The following is a 15,718-nucleotide window of genomic DNA, read 5'->3' on the forward strand; positions in this document are numbered from 1 at the left end:
GGCCAGGTCGCGGCCCAGCAGCTCCACGCCGAAGGGCTGGCCGAGGTAGAAGCCATTCAGCTAGACGTCACCAGCGCCGACTCGGTGCAAGCCGCTCGCGCCGAAATCGGCCGGAAAACGCAGGTCCTCGACGCCCTCGTCAACAATGCCGCCATCACGGGCGGGATGCCGCAAACGGCTCTCGGGGCCGCCGTGGCCACGTTCCAGGAGGTGTTTGCCACCAACGTGTTTGGGGTGGTGCAGGTCACCCAGACCTTTATTGACCTGCTGCGGCCGGCGCCCCAGCCCCGCATCGTCAACGTGGGCTCCAGCGGCGCGTCGCTGACCTTAAGCAGCGACCCCGACTGGAAGTACTACCATCACAAGGGCGCGGTTTATCCGGCCTCGAAGGCGGCGCTGCACATGTACACTATCGTGCTGGCCTACGAGCTGCGCGACACGGCGTTTAGAGTGAATGCCGTGGACCCCGGCTTTACGGCCACCGACCTCAACGGCCACCGGGGCACCGGCACCGTGGAGGAGGCCGGCACCCGGATAGCCAAATACGTGCTGGTCGGGGAAGACGGCCCCACGGGCAAATTTATCAGCGAGGAAAACACGCCCGTGACGGGCGAAATTCCGTGGTAACCCCGCGCATGGACACCCAACTAGCTTCGGGCACCGGGAGCGTAGCGCTCTCGGTCGTCCTTTTCCATCGGGCCGGTGGTGCTGGCGGCACCCGGCCGCGCCTTAGACCTGCACCTGCGCATCACCGCCCCCCGCATCGGGCGCGACCTGCCCATTATTCTGCTCTCGCACGGCCAGGGCGGGTCCAACTACCTTTCTTCCTCGCTAGGCTACGGCCCGCTGGTGCAGGCGTGGGCCGCGCAGGGCTTTGTTGTAATTCAGCCGACCCACCTGAGCTCGAAAACGCTCAGCGGCGATAGTCGGGTAGCCGCGGCGCCTGGGGCGCCCCTTTTCTGGCGGTCCCGCGCGGAGGACATGCGCTACATTCTCAACCAGCTGGCAGTGTTGGAGGCGACCGTGCCGGAAATTGCCGGCCGCCTGGACCAGCGCCGCATCGCGGTGGTCGGGCACTCGATGGGCGGGCACACGGCTGGGCTGCTGCTGGGCGCGCAGCTGACCGATGAGGACGGCACGCGGGTGAGTTTGGTTGAACCCCGCATTACGGCGGGGGCGCTGCTGGCCGCGCCCGGCCAGGGCGGGGCCGACATCCACCCGGCAGTAGCGGCGCGGATGCCCGCCTTCCGGCACCCCAGCTTTGCCGAAATGACCACTCCGACCCTGGTGGTGGTAGGCGATGAAGACGTGTCGCCCCACTTTACCACGCGGGGAGCCGACTGGCACGCCGACCCCTACTTCCACAGTCCCGGCCCAAAATCCTTGCTGACGCTCTTTGGTGGGGGGCATATGCTCGGCGGCGTGTCGGGCTACGATGCGGCGGAAACGACCGACGAGAGCCCCGCCCGGGTGGCTTTGGTGGCCCAGCTTACCGGGGCTTTTTTGCGCAGCACGCTCTACCCAGGAGATGCCAGCTGGCAACTGGCGAACCAGGCACTGGCGGAAAATCCTAGCCCCCTAGGGCGCGTGGAATCCAAATAAAAATGAATGATTGGAGCAATAATCACCCAACTTTATGCAAGTAGTACAATTTTCTGAATATGGCGAGGCCGAGGTGTTGCAGCTGGTGGACGTGCCCACGCCTCAGCCGGGAGCGGGCCAGGTCCTGCTGCAAGTAGCCGCCGCGGGGGTCAACTACGCCGACATCTGGCAGCGGAAGGGCAGCACGCCAACCCCCCTCACGTTGCCTTATGTGCCGGGCTATGAGGTAGCCGGCACCATTGCGGCGCTGGGCGAGGGCGTGACGACGGTGGAGGTAGGCCAGCGGGTGATGGCGATGCTGCCCAGCGGCGGCTACGCCGCCTACGTTGTAGTCCCGGCCGCACAAGTGATTCCCTTGCCGGCAGAGCTAGGGTACGCGGAGGCTACGGCCCTGCTGGCCCAGGGCCCGACCGCCGTGGGGCTGCTCAACACGGGCCCCTATGCCTCGGTACTGGTGCTGGCGGCGGCCGGGGGGGTAGGCTCCCTGCTGGTGCAGGTGGCCAAGAACCGGGGCCAGCAGGTGATTGCCGCCGTAGGCAGCGACGCCAAAAAGGCGGCTGCGCAGGCTAGTGGGGCCGACATAGTCGTGAATTATGCTGAGGCCGACTGGGTGCAGCAGGTGCGCGCGGCCACGGCGGGCCAGGGCGTGGCGGCCGTCTTTGATGCCGTGGGTGGCCTAGTGGGCGCGCAGGCCCTGCAAGCACTCGGGGCCGGGGGCACCAGCGTCGTGTACGGGGCCGCCAGCGGCGAGCCTACCAAGCTGGAGGCTCAACAGCTTATTGGGCAGCGGCAGGCGGTCCGGGGGTACACGGTGTTTGCCGAAATGGCCCGGTTTGGGGAGTACACTGACGAATTACTCGGCTACTTCCGGGCCGGCAAGCTGCGCTTACCTGTCCAGACCTATCCGATTGCGGCGGTACAAACCGCACAGCACGACCTGGAATCACGCCAGACGCAAGGCAAAGTGGTACTGCTTTTTTGAGGAGTTGCCGCCACAACGCCCGCGCCGGACTCTCTTGAAGCACTGTTGCCCCTTAAGCTTCCTCTAAATCATCTTCAGCGCAGCTTTATAACAGGGAGTAGTCTGATGCTGATTGAGTTGGTGGGGCACTCAATAGGGAAGGGGGATAATCTTTACTTACTACCACCTATCTGGGTTGAGCCTTTATAGGACTAGGCAATCTATTTACCTGAACCTGGGCTTGAGCGAGCAGCGGCTCATGGACCACGGTCAACAACCGCAGGTCGAGGATACAGGCCGTGCGCTCAGATTGAATGGCCAGAATCACCCCAGTCACGACCTGCGCCGGGTGCTGCGTGCTTTGCACCTGTACCCGCTGCCCCACCGCTAGTGTATCGTTGGCTGGGCCGGCGGGTAGCCGCAGGCGAAAGGGCGTGCCTTCCGTGAAAAAGAAAACGGACTCGCCTGGCGAGCGCTGGTCACGGGCGTCGGTGAAAAACTGTGTGACAATGCCCGCTGTCGGGGCCATCAGAAATGTGTAGTCGTAATACTTCAGCAGGAGTTCTCCTCGAATAACATGCTGACCATCTCCTACATACAAATGCTTAATGGGGCCATGCCGGTGCATGGTCAGCGGAAAAGAATGACTGGTCAGCACGGTACCCGTCCCCAACAGGGCCTCCAGCGCTGGCCGGGCTATTGTGGCAGGGCCTTCTTTACTGGCGGGGCCAGGTGTCCACTGGCCCCGCCAGTAAAGAAGGCCCGCGCCGGCCGCAAGGGCGAGCAAGAGCAGAAAAGATACCTTCATGAGGAGGGCAAAAAACGGGTGAATGAGCGACGGGTCTAGCAGGCAGGCGGCTCGCCTTAAAAGAAGAAGCCCAGGCGAATAAGCGGTAGCCGGCCTTCGGCCGAGATGCCGTACATGGCGGCCAGTACTACCTGCGGCGTAGGGGCTAGCCACAGACCGGGGCCGTAGCCGCGGTGCCAGGTGCGGGAGGTTTCGCCCGGCACCCACACCCGGCCCACGTCGTGGAAGGCCAGCAGGCCGAAGGTGGCCGGCAGCAGGTAGCTGCGAAAATGGGCCACTTGCAGGCGCACTTCGGTGTTGTTGTAAGCACTCTGGCGGCCGGCAAATCGGGTGCGGCCGAAGCCGCGCAGGCTGGCGAGCCCGCCGAGGGTAGCCGCCTGAAAAAACTCGTAGTCGTCGCTGAGATTGACGGTGCCGCCGAAGCGCGTGGCCAAGGTCAGGCGTAGCGGAAACCGGAAGCTGCGGTACACGGCCAGCGCCGCCGTGAGCTGGGTGAGTGGCCGAGCGCTGGCCGTGAGCGGGCGCAGGGCCAGCAGCTCGGCCTGGCCGGCCACGCCCTGCGGCAGTTCGGCGCGGACGTGCAGGCTGGTGAGCTCGTAGCCCAGGCGGGTACCCAGGTACTGCTTGGCCTCGAATAACTTATCGGGGTGCAGGCGCGGGTCGGGGTTGCGGTCGAGGATGCGGCCGGGCTGCTCCTGCACATCCACGCCCTGGTACACCGGCCCGCCAAACACCGTGCTGCGCGCGCTTAGCCGGCGGCGCAGCAGGGCGGCCAGGGCCAGGTTGCGAAAGCGCACCCGGTAGTAGGCCGCGCTGATGGGCTCGTCGGGGGCCAATTGGGTATCGTTGCCCAGGCCGTAGAAGCTGCGCACGTAGTTGGGGGCCTGCACGGCGGCGCGCACCCGCAAGTCGAAGGGACCCACGACCTGCGCAAAATCGCCTTCGTAGCCGAAACTGAAAGCCCCCGTGCGCAGGGCCACGTTGGCCGTGAACTGGTGGGTGGCCGCCCAGGGCAACTTGCGGAAGCCCGGCCGGCGCAGCAGCAGCCCGAGGCCCACAAACAGGCCGTCATCTACGTTGTAGCTCAGGGGGTAGAGCGGCCCCGCGAAGGGGTACTGGAAGGCCAGGCGGTCGTATTGGTTTACCTCGGGCCGGGCACCGAGGCGCAGTTTGGTGTCGGGGCCGCGGGCGGCCACGGCCAGGCCGGCGGGCGTGTCGTAGGCCGTGACGCGCCGGCGGCCGCTGCGCACGCGCGAGTTATCGCGCAGCGTATCAGTGCCTTCGCCGCCCACCACGCGCACCACCGGCCCGTGCTGCACCGTGCCTTGCAGCGCAAATACGTCGCCGCCGCCCTGCCCGTAGAGGCGGATTTCCTGTGTCTCGTCGGTGGCGAACGTGCGCTGGTAGCGCACGGCCCCGCGCTGCTCGTTAGCCAGTAATTCATAAACCCTTAGCTGGGTGTGGGCATCGTCCTGGCGCAGCACCTCAAACTCCTCGGGGCCGTCGCTGCCCACCACGTCCACGTTGTGGGCCAGGAAGCGGTAATACTGGTCGGCCCACTCCGGCAGGTGCGCCCGGTGGGCTTGCAGCTTGGCCAGCACGGCGGGGCCCGAGAGGCGATAAATCGAATCGGGCCACTGGCGCAGGCCCGCCGCCAGCACCTCGTCGGGGAGGCTGGCCTGCACCGAGTCGGCCAGGGCCCGCCAGTCAGCGCGGCTGAGCTGGGTCAGAAAGGAGCGGTCGAAGTAGCGGGCATTGAAATTGAAGCTATTCACATTCTGGAAGTCCTTGTCAAAGCCCTGAATGCGGGGCAGTAGGTACTCGGCGCGGGCGCGGTGCGGCAAAAAGCCCTCGTTGACGAACAGCGCCTGGTCGCGGTCGCGAGGCACGGCCCGAAACAGCTTGCCGCCACCCGGCCGGGGGTAGGCCAGCCAGCGCCACTGGTCGTCGTGGCGGTCCCAGTCGGCGAGCACCATATCCAGCAGGCGGGCGCGCAGCACGGCGCGCTGGTCTACGCGGTTGCGCGGGTCGGCTTGCAGCTGGGTTAGCACGTCAGCCGTACCGTATTTCTTGCGCTCGGGCTGGCCCGTAAAGCTTTTGGGCGGAGCGGGGTCGCGGGCTTCGAGCAGGGCGAGCGAGCCGGCGAACTCGCGGCGGTAAATGCCCAGGCGCGGGTCGTCGGGCACGAGCACGAGTTGCGGGCTGGTGTGCCCTACCCCTACCGCCTCAGCCAGCGGCGGCACTAGCAGCGCAGCGTAGGGGTGGGCGGCCGAAATCTGGTCCTGCACAATGGCCGCCGCCAGGGTGTGGTGCAGGAAATCGGGTACCGAGCCGTTGGTATTCTTCTCCACCGAGCGCAGCACGAACTCCTGCCCGCTGGCCGCCCGCAGCCGCAGCGACTGCGTTTGCAGGCCCCCGCCGCGCTTGAGCGGCGTGAGGCCGCCCTGGGCGGTGGCCAGGTCCAGCACCGGCACGGCCACGGGCTGCCGCCACTCGCGGCGGTAGTTGGCCCCTTGCAGCCACGTGCGGAACCGCCCCGCCTGGTAGTGGGTGCTGGCCGGCACCACCGCCACCATCGGCGGCCGGGGCATGCGGGCCGCGGCAAAGGTGTCGGCCGGGGCCCCGGGGGCCAGGTCGAGCGTGCGCCAGTGCCGCTCGGCCACCACCGACTGGCCGTTGGGGTGCGCAGCATCGGGCACCCAGTAGGTGGCCCGCACCTGGCCATCGGGGGTGTACTCCAGGCGCGTGAAGCCGTGGTAGGCCGCGGCGGCGGGTGTCGCCAGCACGTCGGCCGGGGCCGCGTGGGGGGCCGCCGGGCCGCTGCGGAAGTAGTACAGGGCGTGCTCCTCGTCGTAACGGGCGCGGTGGGGCCCCTGGGCGCTCACGTAGGTCAGGCCAGGGTATTTTTCAAGGATGCTGCGCAGGGAGGTGCGCAGCAGCTCGTAGCGCGGATTGGGCAGCAGCGGCAGCGGCAGCGGCAGCGGGCGGTGGGCCAGGGCCAGCGCCTGCTGCCCCACCAGCAGCACCTGGCGGCCCTGGTTGCGGCGCAGGATGTCGTCGAGCAACGCCAGCACAGCGGCAGGGTCTTGGGTGGCGCAGGGGCCCGGCTGGTCGGGCGGGGCCGGGGCGCGCAGCCACCAGCCCGTGTTCAATACAACTAGCGTGTGCTGGGCGTCGAGGCGCAGCTCCACGGGGTCGGGGCAGCGGCCGTCGGGCAGCAGCGCATCGGGCCGGCCGGCGGGGGCAGCCAGCAGCCGGGCCGCCTGGGCGTCGCCCGGCGCATCGGCTCCGCCGGGCACCACTACCAGCCGGCCCGGAAAGGTATGCAGTTGCGCCAGCAGCGCCGCCGCGGTCCCCTTGCCCTTCTCGTTGGCCAGTAGGCGGTCGCCCAGCCGGTCATCGAGCACCACCAGCGTGCTGCGCCCGCCGAGCGGGGCGGCCTGCGCGGCTACCGCGTGCAGCGTTTGCAGCAGTTCGGCCGGCCCCCGGCTGCGGCCCCCCACCACAAACACGGTACTTGCCAGGGTTGGCTGGGCCCAAGCCGCCCCGTGGGCCAGGAAGCGTATTGCCAGCAGCAGCAACGGGATAGACCGAAGGTATTTCATGCGCTAACCAAAGTGAAAACCTGTGTTCAATAAAGCCACGCTTAGTGGTGTGTAAAGCTTAGGAAAATTCCTTTTCTTCCTCATTAAGGATGAAACTTCAATCCTTTCAGTGCCTTATCGACTGGCTTATTCTCCCTATACAGGATAATCCCCACGAGCTCGTGCTCCTCGTCGGGTAAGCGGGAAATCTCGGCTACATTTCCCTCCTCATTCTTGGTCGCAAAGAGCGGCCGGGTGTAAATGCCGAGGTGGCCCCCCGTTCCCGTGCTCGCTCAAACGCTTTCCGCACTTCGGCCGGGCCTTCGGCGCGGTACACCAATATGGGATGCTTGAGGAAAGGCAGAAAGGCGGATTTGGAAGCCGTAACCAAGGCTTGCCCGTGCGTTTCGGGGAATTGAATTGCTGCCGAGTTAGCCAGGAAAGCCGTTACGTTGAGCTCTTGCCAATCAAGGAGGTCACCGCTCAAGACAATCGGAATTTTATGGTCATAAATGGGCATCAGGGGGTTAGCAGAAGTTCCATTGGAATGTTGCACCGCTCGTAGGGCGACGGCGTGCCGGCCATAGTCTTGCGCTTGCAAAGCCGGCCATAGGTGGGCACCTTTGTCAGTGAGGGCCACCATGCTACGGCGCAGGTCAGCTTCTCCCCGTTCGATACTTACCAAGTCGTATTTGACTAATTCCTTTACGACCTGGCTCACGGCCGCGTGGGTGTGGCCAATCCGTTGGGCTAACTCGCCCACCGATTGCCCCGGCTGTTCGGCCACCGCATAAAAAACTGGGAACCACCGCGGCTAGAAAGGCAAGTGGTAGAGCGCGTATACTTCGGCGGCTTGCCCGATCATCTGCTCACTCAGCCGGCGTAAACGGCTACCCAGCGCAACGGAATCCATTCATTCGAAAAAATTCATCATTGTTTTACACTTACGTAAGTACTTACAACAGTACATCAAAAGGGTAAAACTGACACTATTTGAATCCGCTGCCCGCTTAGCCCCCGGCACGGTACAATGAAAAATTTACGCTGTGTTGAGAGCTTGGGGCATTGACCTCTAATCGAGTACAATCACGGACTTTCCAATGGTTCTACCCCGGCTCGTTTCCCGGTAGGCCTCTCTAACTTGGTTGATGGAATACGTCTTAGCCAGCACAATTTGCAGGTCTTTTTCAGCCAGCTTAGCTAGCGTTTGCAAGCCCTCGGCTGATGGTTTTACTATTAGGACTTTTAACTTTCGGCTGGAAAAGAGATTATTAAAGAAAGAGCGGACGAGCGTCACGGGGGCCGCGAGCGTGGTGATAAATACGGCGCGGCTCTTCATCAGCTTTTTGGCTGCTTTGAAAGAGAGCTTCGTGGATAAGTCAATCACCGCGTCGAACCGTTGGTCTAGCCGCTGGATGTCTTGCCGGGTATAGTCAAGTACTGTATCAGCCCCCCATTGCTTGGCCTGGGCAACTCCTTCCGTACCCACCACTGCGGTCACTATTGCACCCCGTTTTTTGGCCAGCTGCACGGCGAACACCCCAATCCCGCCGGTCGCGCCGTTGATTAAAACTTCCTGATTTTTGCCAACTGCCGCCAGCTTATCGATTATCTGTAAAGCGGAAAGCCCAGTGAGGGGCAGCGCCGCGGCCTCTTCAAAAGAGCTATTGCCAGGCTTTAAGGCAATGTCGGTTTCCTGGACCACCACGTAGTCGGCCAGGGCGCCGCCCTTGAAAACATCCAGCAGGCCAAGCACCTCATCGCCGGCCTTGTAGCGAGTAGCGAGGCTGCCGCTGCTTTCGACAACGCCCGCGAAATCAATCCCGACTGCTTTGGGAAACTTAGAACCTGACATCAGTTTCATTTCGCCGCCATAGACCTTCCAATCCAGGGGATTGATGGAAACCGCTTTTACCCGGATTAGCACTTGGTTCTGCTTCGGTGTGGGCACCGCTTGCTCTACCAGTTCCAGCACGCTTTCGTCCCCGAACTGTTTATAGATTACTTTTCTCACGTTATTGTTGCTTTAATGGTTTGAAAAAGGCTGCTTTAATAGCCGCCGGTTCTTGTGGTGAATTAATTCGGTAAGGGCCAATTAGTCCAGTACAGGGTAAGCGGTATACTCTTGTGCGTTAGCAGAGTAAAGGGCCACGCTATCCACCGCAGTAAAGGCTTCGTTTTTTCCGGCTCTTTTAATGAAGTCAGGATTTGATAGGAAGCTTCGGCCGAAAGCTACCAAGTCGGCCGCCCCGGCCTGCAACTTTGCTTCGGCAGTCTCGGCGCTTAGTCGGTTGCCGTAGATAAGGGTGTTGGTAAAGGCCCGGCGGATGGCCTGGTGCGTTTTCTGCGGAATCGCAGCATTGTCGGAAACGTGGAGGTAGGCAATACCTAAGCGGTTCAACTCGCCACTCAGGTAAGCGTAGGTCTGGTGTACTTCTTCTTTGTCGTAGGCCGGCATATCGTGCAGCGCAGAGTAAGGCGAGAGGCGCACCCCCACCTTCTCCGGCCCGATGGCCCGAGCTATCTTTTCGGCGATTTCTAGGGTCAAGCGACTGCGGTTTTCCCTACTACCGCCGTAGGTGTCCGTTCGGTTATTGACGTGCGGGTTTAGGGATTGCTCTAGGAGGTAGCCGTTGGCCGCGTGCAGTTCCACCCCGTCAAAACTGGCCTGGCTAGCATTAGCCGCCGCCTGTACAAAATCAGTAATCAGCTGCGCCAGGCCAGCGGCATCCAGGACGACCGGCACGGAGTGTTCCTGCACCCCGGCCTGGTCGGAAAAAATGTCCCCAGCGGCCTTGATAGCCGAGAGCCCTACCGGCTGGTAGCCATCCGGCAAATTGGTGACGTGGGCAATCCGGCCGGTGTGCATCAATTGCAGAAAAATCTTGGAATCGCCGGCGTGCACGGCCTTCGTGGTGGCCTGCCAGCCTGCCACCTGCGCCCCGGAGAAGATACCCGGCATGCGGGGGTAGCCCAAGCCTTCCGGGCTGGGTGAGGTGCCTTCGGTAATGACCAGGCCAGCGCCGGCGCACTGCTTGTAATACGTGGCCATCAACCCATTCGGCAAATTGTGCAGCGCCCGGCTTCTGGTCGTCGGGGCCATCACAATGTGATTTTTTAGCTGTAGGGCGCCCTTCACAAAGGGCGATAGTAGCATTTTCATGTGGCGGCGTACGCTAAGTTTTACAAAGCAAAGTTGGCCTTTTTCAAGACCGAAGAATAGCCCAAAACGGCGAAAAAACAGTCCGAAGCGACCAGGCTGTTAGCCAAGCTACCTGCCAGATGAAGCCTCCTGGCTTCTTGTTTTCACGCTTTATGGGAAGCGTCGGCAGGATAATCCGCTTTGTCGGATAGGACTGATTTGTTACCCTATGAGACTATTTTCCGGTCGGGCGTTCCGCCCACCTTTGCAGTGCATTTAGCCAAAGCAAGATGGAAGCTAACCAGATGGAAGCCAACAAGAAGCACCCCGTAGACCGGGGCTCCGAAGCCGGGCCAAGCGTATCCGTAGTGGGGACATCTACCGCATCCTAGCGAGCGAAAAAGGCATTAGAGTAGCCTTTTCCACGCTAGCGTAACAGCAGCTAGCGCCGTGCTGGGGGGTGCCACTAGACCAACCAGCGCAGCTACTACCGTTGCACCGTTCTCCTCGACCCTAGGAGTGAGAAATTAATGGTAGTGCGGCTGCTTCTTAAAAAATTGGAAAAGGTATTCAAATCAAATTCTGCTTTGGACAAAATAAGAACCATATCAATGAACCCCATTAATTGGGAAAATCCGTCAAATCAAATGAAAAATCTCCGCCAAAAATCACCTGAAAAAACGATGGTTAGCTTATTGAAAGCATGCTTTGCATTAGCATTGCTTCTGTTTTTTAATTTCCGGTTGAATGCTCAAGCTGTAAATGATAGCATAATCCAGAAAATTACTAAGGAGAGGGCTTTTTATGAAACATTAGGAAAAGCTTATCCTCCAAACAGCAACGTTTCAGTTACTGAAACTCTGGTTTCAGGTGTTAAGTGTTATTGGTTCAATCAAAATCTCTTGAATAAAAAGGAGATAATTATTTATTTACACGGTGGAGTATACGCCCTAGGCAGTATAAACTCTTATCGAGCACTGGTAAGTCATTTATCTGGCACGTTGAATGCGCCGATGCTATACGTAGAATATTCATTAGTACCCGAAAAGCCATTCCCAGCCGCTAATAATGAGATATTGAAAGTATACAGGGAAATTAAGAAGAAATACCCCAATCATAAGATTACGATTATCGGTGATAGTGCGGGTGGTGGCTTGGCTGTATCGTTAGTGCACGACATCCAGGTGGCTAAATTGCCTATTCCTACTTCTTTAGCGCTAATATCCCCTTGGATAAATTTGAAATGTGATAATAAGTCCTATGTAACGAAGCAAGCCGTTGACCCGGTGTTAAGCAAAAAAAGCCTGCAAGAGCATGCTGCTTACTATGCTCCAAATGGAATAAAGGAAGCAGACCCCAGCGAATTGAAATTCAATAGTTTTCCGCCGGTGTTTTTATTGGTAGGCACTGATGAAGTGTTGAACGACGATGCAAAAAATTTCTATGCTTTTATAAAGCCAGTTCAAAAAGAATCGAAATTAAAGGAATATCAAGGACAAAAGCATGTTTGGCTTATTTCAAGCATTCAATCTAAGGAGTCGGTAGAAGCAATGAAAGACATCAAAGACTTTCTTGCTGCCAACACGAAATGATAATGCTTGCCAATTATGGCAATATTTTCAAAAAGAATAATACTGTAATTGCTAACCAGGCGAAAAAGCTATCTAGGCAGGACTTTTTACTCCAGAAGTTAAATCAACTGGAAGAATAGGTAAGCTCGTTGATTATTCAAAGCAATTGCCTATCAAGCTATTGCCTTTATTACTGGCAATAAAAGTTTTTTCTTTTAATATTTTCTGTTTTTTCACCAGTTGGTTCGAGCTTTTGCAAGTTCGCCAACTACTTAATTCTGAATTTATGTCAACGAAAGCATTTGATCCGACCAAGCTAGCGGCTCTCCCTTTGGCTAATCACTTGGTATTGGCCCCCATGACCCGCAGCCGCGCCCTAGGTAGCATCCCCAATGAAATGATGGCCGAGTACTACCGGCAGCGGTCCACCGCCGGCCTGCTCCTCACCGAAGGCACGGCGCCCTCGGCCGACGGCCTGGGCTATGCCCGCATTCCGGGCCTCTACAACGCGGCGCAGGTGGCCGGCTGGAAGCTCACCACTGATGCCGTGCACCAGCAGGGGAGTAAGATTTTCGTGCAGCTTATGCACACGGGTCGCATTTTTCATCCGCTCAACCTGCCGGCCGGGGCTGAAGGAGTAGCCCCTTCTGCCCTTGCCGCCCAGGGCCAGATGTGGACCGACCAACAGCAGATGCAGGACCACCCCACGCCGCGGGCCCTGACCACTGCCGAGGTGAAATCCGTCGTGCAACAGCACGCCCAATCGGCCAAACTAGCTCTCGAAGCCGGTTTCGATGGCGTAGAGCTGCACGGGGCCAATGGCTACCTGGTCGAGCAATTTCTCAATCCAGCTTCCAACCAGCGTACCGACGAGTACGGCGGCAGCGTGCAGAACCGCGCCCGCTTCGTGCTCGAAACCATCGGGGCCATTGCCGCCGCCATCGGGGCGGAGCGCACCGGCATCCGGCTTTCACCCTGGAGCACGTTCAACGACCAGCCGAACTACGCCGAAATCGAGGAGACTTACGCCTATCTGGCAGATGAATTGCAGAAACTGAACCTGGCGTATTTGCACCTGGTCAACCTGTCATATTTAGGCGAAGGGCCCGCCCAAACGGCTAAGAATATCCGGGCCAAATTCACTAATCCCATCATTGTCAACGGGGGCCTCGACACGGTGGAGGCCATTGAGAGCATGTTGGACAGCGGTTTGGCTGACCTGGTGTCGGTGGGCCGGCCATTCGTCTCGAACCCTGACCTTGTGGCGCGGCTCCAGCACAACGTGCCGCTGGCTCCCTCTGACCCCGCTACTTACTACGCCCCCGGCCCTGGCGGCTTCGCCGACGGCTACACCAGTTATCCAACCGCCAAGGAAGCAAGCACGCTGTCGGTTACCGTATAAACCGCACACTGGAAGGTCAGTAAACTTTCTTCAGAACGGTCTGCACGCTTTAAGTTGCGGTAGCGGCTAGTCAACTAAGATGTTGCTAGGAGTAGCAACATCTTAGTTAATTTTTGGCAATACAGCCGGTCAAACGGGCCATTGTCCCTTGATTTATGTCAGGGCATATCTACCCTAGGTAGGTTGTTCAACCTGCATAGGGTGACGCTGTTACTCCGCATACTTGCCCGCAGTCAGGTTAATTTTTTGTCTTTATCGATGCTCCTGGATTGGTAGTCTAGCATCTTTGCCTACTGACTGCTAATTGCCATTTATGCCGCACCTTTTCGCGCTGCCCGACGACCGCCTGCTGTCCATCGCCCTCAGCGAAACTATTTTGGCGGCTACGCTGCGCCAGGGCATTCCGCACGCGCACGCCTGCGGCGGCCGGTCAGTATGCTCGACATGCCGGGTGCAAATACTAGCTGGCTTGGCGCACTGCTCGCCCCGCAACGCTGCCGAGCAGGTCCTGGCAGACCGCCTGCATCTACCCGCCTCCGTGCGCCTAGCCTGTCAGACAACCGTGGTGGGCGACGATGTGCGCCTCTCGCGGCCCATTCTTGATACGCTCGACCTAGAATTGGCTGCCCAAGAATTGCAGCACTCCGACCAGCAACTGGGCCAGCTGCAGCAAGTAGCCGTCTTATTTTCGGACATTCAGAACTACACCATGTTGGCCGACGAGCTGCCGCCCTACGACGTCATCCATCTACTCAACCGCTACTTCGGGGTGATGAGTAAAATCGTGGTCGCTCACAACGGCCACATCAGCGACTTTATCGGCGACGGGCTGATGGTGGTCTTTGGCCTGAGCCACCCGGCCACGGCCGTGACCGATGCGCTGGCAGCGGGCCGCGCTATGCTCCGTGGGGTTGAACAACTCAACCCTTACATGGAGCAGATGTACGGCTGCTCCTTTCACGTGCGCATTGGGCTGCACTACGGTGAGGCAGTGGTAGGCCACATTGGCGGGCACAGCTTCCGCAAGCTGGCCACCATCGGCGACACGGTGAATATGGCCGCCCGCATCGAAAGCGCGAATAAAGAGTACGGCACCTCCTTCCTGGTGTCCGAAGCGGTAGTGGAAGCAGCCGGACCGAGCCTGGTGGTGCGGCAGGGCTTTCTGGCGTCACTCAAGGGCAAGAAAGGGCTGCACCGCCTTTACGAGGTGGCCCCTGAAGCAGAACAAGAGGTCGTGGCAAGGGCTACAGAGTAGTACTTACTTGTCCCTGATTCAACGGCTCTTGTTACAGCGGAGCGAAAAACGATGCTAACCCCGGCTCAGATAAAGAGCAAGCGGGCCTTGAGTCGCCACAATTGCTTTTTCTGGTGGGTAGGCCGCCCCGCACACCCGTATTCAGTGCGCAAATCCAGTACCCTGACTGACAAGTTTGGCACCGATGTTACCGGGTGGTAAAAACGCAAATTCGCCCTCGCATTTGAGCGGGGCAAGTACGGAATCAATAGTTGTAATCTGAGGTAACCCGTTCTTCATCATGCTTATTCCACAGCAGTATCTGAGCCGGCAGGCGGAAATCAGCGCCTCTTTCGTCCACGTGATGAACCAGCAGATGGACGATTTTATGGCTGGCAGGCTCGAAGAAATGGGCCACATCAAGGACATTGCTAGCGTGATGTGCCTGCACCCGACGCACGTCAGCGCCATCGTCAAAGCCCACACCGGCCGCCACCCGTGCTACTTTTTCGAGCAGCGCATTTTGCAAGAAGCCAAAGCCTTGCTGGCCAACCCGGCGGCCACGGTAAGCAGCGTGGCCGCCCGCCTGACTTACGATGCCTCCAATTTTACCAAGTTCTTTAAGCTCTACGAAGGCGTTACGCCCACCGAGTACCGCCGGCAACTTTTCAATGCTGCCAGCTAGCGCTTTTCTACTAGCGCGGCCCAGAAAAGAGCTAGGTTTCGTGGCCCGCGGCTCCCCCTCGATAAGAAACTTAAATACTCACCGGATAGCCCGCTAGTGCCCGCTGGACCTTTGTCTTGTTCTTCACCCAACGCCCCATTGTATGCTGTTTCCTGCCCCCACCTCCCAGCCCCTGACCCCGGCCGAGATTCACGCCATTGAAGTGTTTTATTCCGCCTGGAAAGCCAAGCAGCCCGAGCTGCTGGACCAGGTCTGCACCCCCGACTGGCAGGACATTCCGCTCGGTCCTGGCCAGGGTCCCGGTCCCCAGGGCCTGGGCGCCATCATGGGGGCCTTCACCACGGCCTTCCCCGATACGGAGGTCGTTATCCACGAACTGTTCGGCACCCACGAGCGGGTCGGGGTACGCGCCGAAATCCGCTTCACCAACCCGCACAACATCCCGGGTGCGGCGGCGCCTGGCAGCCCGGTGTCGATTGCCCTGCACGAGTTTCACTACCTGCGGGACGGTAAGCTCACCCACACCTGGCACCTAGAAGACGGGGCATTCATGTCCTACGCGGGGTTTGCCCTGAGCTAACCCCCCACCTCCTCCTCGCGGGCCCCTACTGGCCGCCGGCTATCGCAGCGCGGGGCTTGGGCAAGGCGCGGCCTCTCTGCACTGCCTTTTTGCCCGCTCAACTTTCTCTTTTTCAACAACTTCCTTTTATGGATACGCACGCAAAAACG

General features: G+C 59.9%; 14 protein-coding genes and 1 pseudogene. 8 read left to right on the forward strand and 7 right to left on the reverse strand.

Annotated features, from left to right (window positions below):
• From ACFSDX_RS25080 to ACFSDX_RS25090, 3 genes are all read left to right on the forward strand, one after another.
• Positions 1-627 (forward strand): SDR family NAD(P)-dependent oxidoreductase (locus ACFSDX_RS25080; RefSeq protein ID WP_382318725.1); only part of this gene is annotated, 627 nt, incomplete at its 5' end.
• Positions 628-705: 78 nt separating this feature from the next.
• Positions 706-1,602 (forward strand): alpha/beta hydrolase family protein, encoded by an 897-nt coding sequence (locus ACFSDX_RS25085; RefSeq protein WP_382318726.1) that lies wholly within the window; start codon positions 706-708, stop codon positions 1,600-1,602.
• A gap of 34 nt (positions 1,603-1,636) precedes the next feature.
• Positions 1,637-2,584: a quinone oxidoreductase family protein gene (locus ACFSDX_RS25090; protein ID WP_382318728.1), complete on the forward strand. Its 948-nt coding sequence runs from the start codon at positions 1,637-1,639 to the stop codon at positions 2,582-2,584.
• A 166-nt stretch (positions 2,585-2,750) separates the two neighbouring features.
• Here ACFSDX_RS25090 and ACFSDX_RS25095 read toward each other — a convergent pair whose 3' ends face one another.
• From ACFSDX_RS25095 to ACFSDX_RS25125, 7 genes and pseudogenes are all read right to left on the reverse strand, one after another.
• The gene (locus ACFSDX_RS25095) at positions 2,751-3,371 is read right to left on the reverse strand and encodes an efflux RND transporter periplasmic adaptor subunit (protein ID WP_382318729.1); all 621 of its coding nucleotides are present in this window, start codon (positions 3,369-3,371) and stop codon (positions 2,751-2,753) included.
• 56 nt (positions 3,372-3,427) lie between these two features.
• Complete coding sequence (locus tag ACFSDX_RS25100; protein ID WP_382318731.1) at positions 3,428-6,976, reverse strand: BamA/TamA family outer membrane protein; 3,549 nt, start codon at positions 6,974-6,976, stop codon at positions 3,428-3,430.
• 83 nt (positions 6,977-7,059) lie between these two features.
• Positions 7,060-7,218 (reverse strand): DUF2000 family protein, encoded by a 159-nt coding sequence (locus tag ACFSDX_RS25105; RefSeq protein WP_382318762.1) that lies wholly within the window; start codon positions 7,216-7,218, stop codon positions 7,060-7,062.
• Entirely contained in the window at positions 7,170-7,598 is a 429-nt protein-coding gene (locus ACFSDX_RS25110) for a DUF2000 family protein (RefSeq protein WP_382318764.1), read from the reverse strand. Before ACFSDX_RS25110 ends, ACFSDX_RS25105 begins: the two co-directional genes overlap by 49 nt.
• Before the next feature lie 15 nt (positions 7,599-7,613).
• Positions 7,614-7,757: pseudogene (locus ACFSDX_RS25115) on the reverse strand (MarR family transcriptional regulator); the annotation flags it as partial.
• Between the two features lie 270 nt (positions 7,758-8,027).
• Positions 8,028-8,969: an NAD(P)-dependent alcohol dehydrogenase gene (locus ACFSDX_RS25120; RefSeq protein ID WP_382318733.1), complete on the reverse strand. Its 942-nt coding sequence runs from the start codon at positions 8,967-8,969 to the stop codon at positions 8,028-8,030.
• Positions 8,970-9,050: 81 nt separating this feature from the next.
• The gene (locus ACFSDX_RS25125; RefSeq protein WP_382318735.1) at positions 9,051-10,118 is read right to left on the reverse strand and encodes an alkene reductase; all 1,068 of its coding nucleotides are present in this window, start codon (positions 10,116-10,118) and stop codon (positions 9,051-9,053) included.
• A 536-nt stretch (positions 10,119-10,654) separates the two neighbouring features.
• Between ACFSDX_RS25125 and ACFSDX_RS25130 the strand changes: the two genes are divergently transcribed.
• The 5 genes from ACFSDX_RS25130 (at position 10,655) to ACFSDX_RS25150 (ending at position 15,569) form a co-directional block, all read left to right on the forward strand.
• A complete protein-coding gene (locus tag ACFSDX_RS25130) occupies positions 10,655-11,689 on the forward strand; it encodes an alpha/beta hydrolase fold domain-containing protein (protein WP_382318737.1) in 1,035 nt (344 codons plus the stop codon).
• Between the two features lie 265 nt (positions 11,690-11,954).
• On the forward strand, positions 11,955-13,070 hold the full coding sequence (locus ACFSDX_RS25135; RefSeq protein ID WP_382318738.1) for an alkene reductase: 1,116 nt from the start codon (positions 11,955-11,957) through the stop codon (positions 13,068-13,070).
• A gap of 313 nt (positions 13,071-13,383) precedes the next feature.
• Positions 13,384-14,325 (forward strand): adenylate/guanylate cyclase domain-containing protein, encoded by a 942-nt coding sequence (locus tag ACFSDX_RS25140; RefSeq protein ID WP_382318740.1) that lies wholly within the window; start codon positions 13,384-13,386, stop codon positions 14,323-14,325.
• Between the two features lie 280 nt (positions 14,326-14,605).
• Complete coding sequence (locus tag ACFSDX_RS25145) at positions 14,606-14,989, forward strand: helix-turn-helix domain-containing protein (protein ID WP_382318742.1); 384 nt, start codon at positions 14,606-14,608, stop codon at positions 14,987-14,989.
• 142 nt (positions 14,990-15,131) lie between these two features.
• Positions 15,132-15,569, forward strand: coding sequence for an ester cyclase (locus ACFSDX_RS25150; RefSeq protein WP_382318744.1), 438 nt, complete (start codon positions 15,132-15,134; stop codon positions 15,567-15,569).
• The last annotated feature ends 149 nt before the right edge of the window (positions 15,570-15,718 follow it).

It is taken from the genome of Hymenobacter bucti, from assembly GCF_042681145.1.
GTDB lineage: Bacteria > Bacteroidota > Bacteroidia > Cytophagales > Hymenobacteraceae > Hymenobacter > Hymenobacter bucti.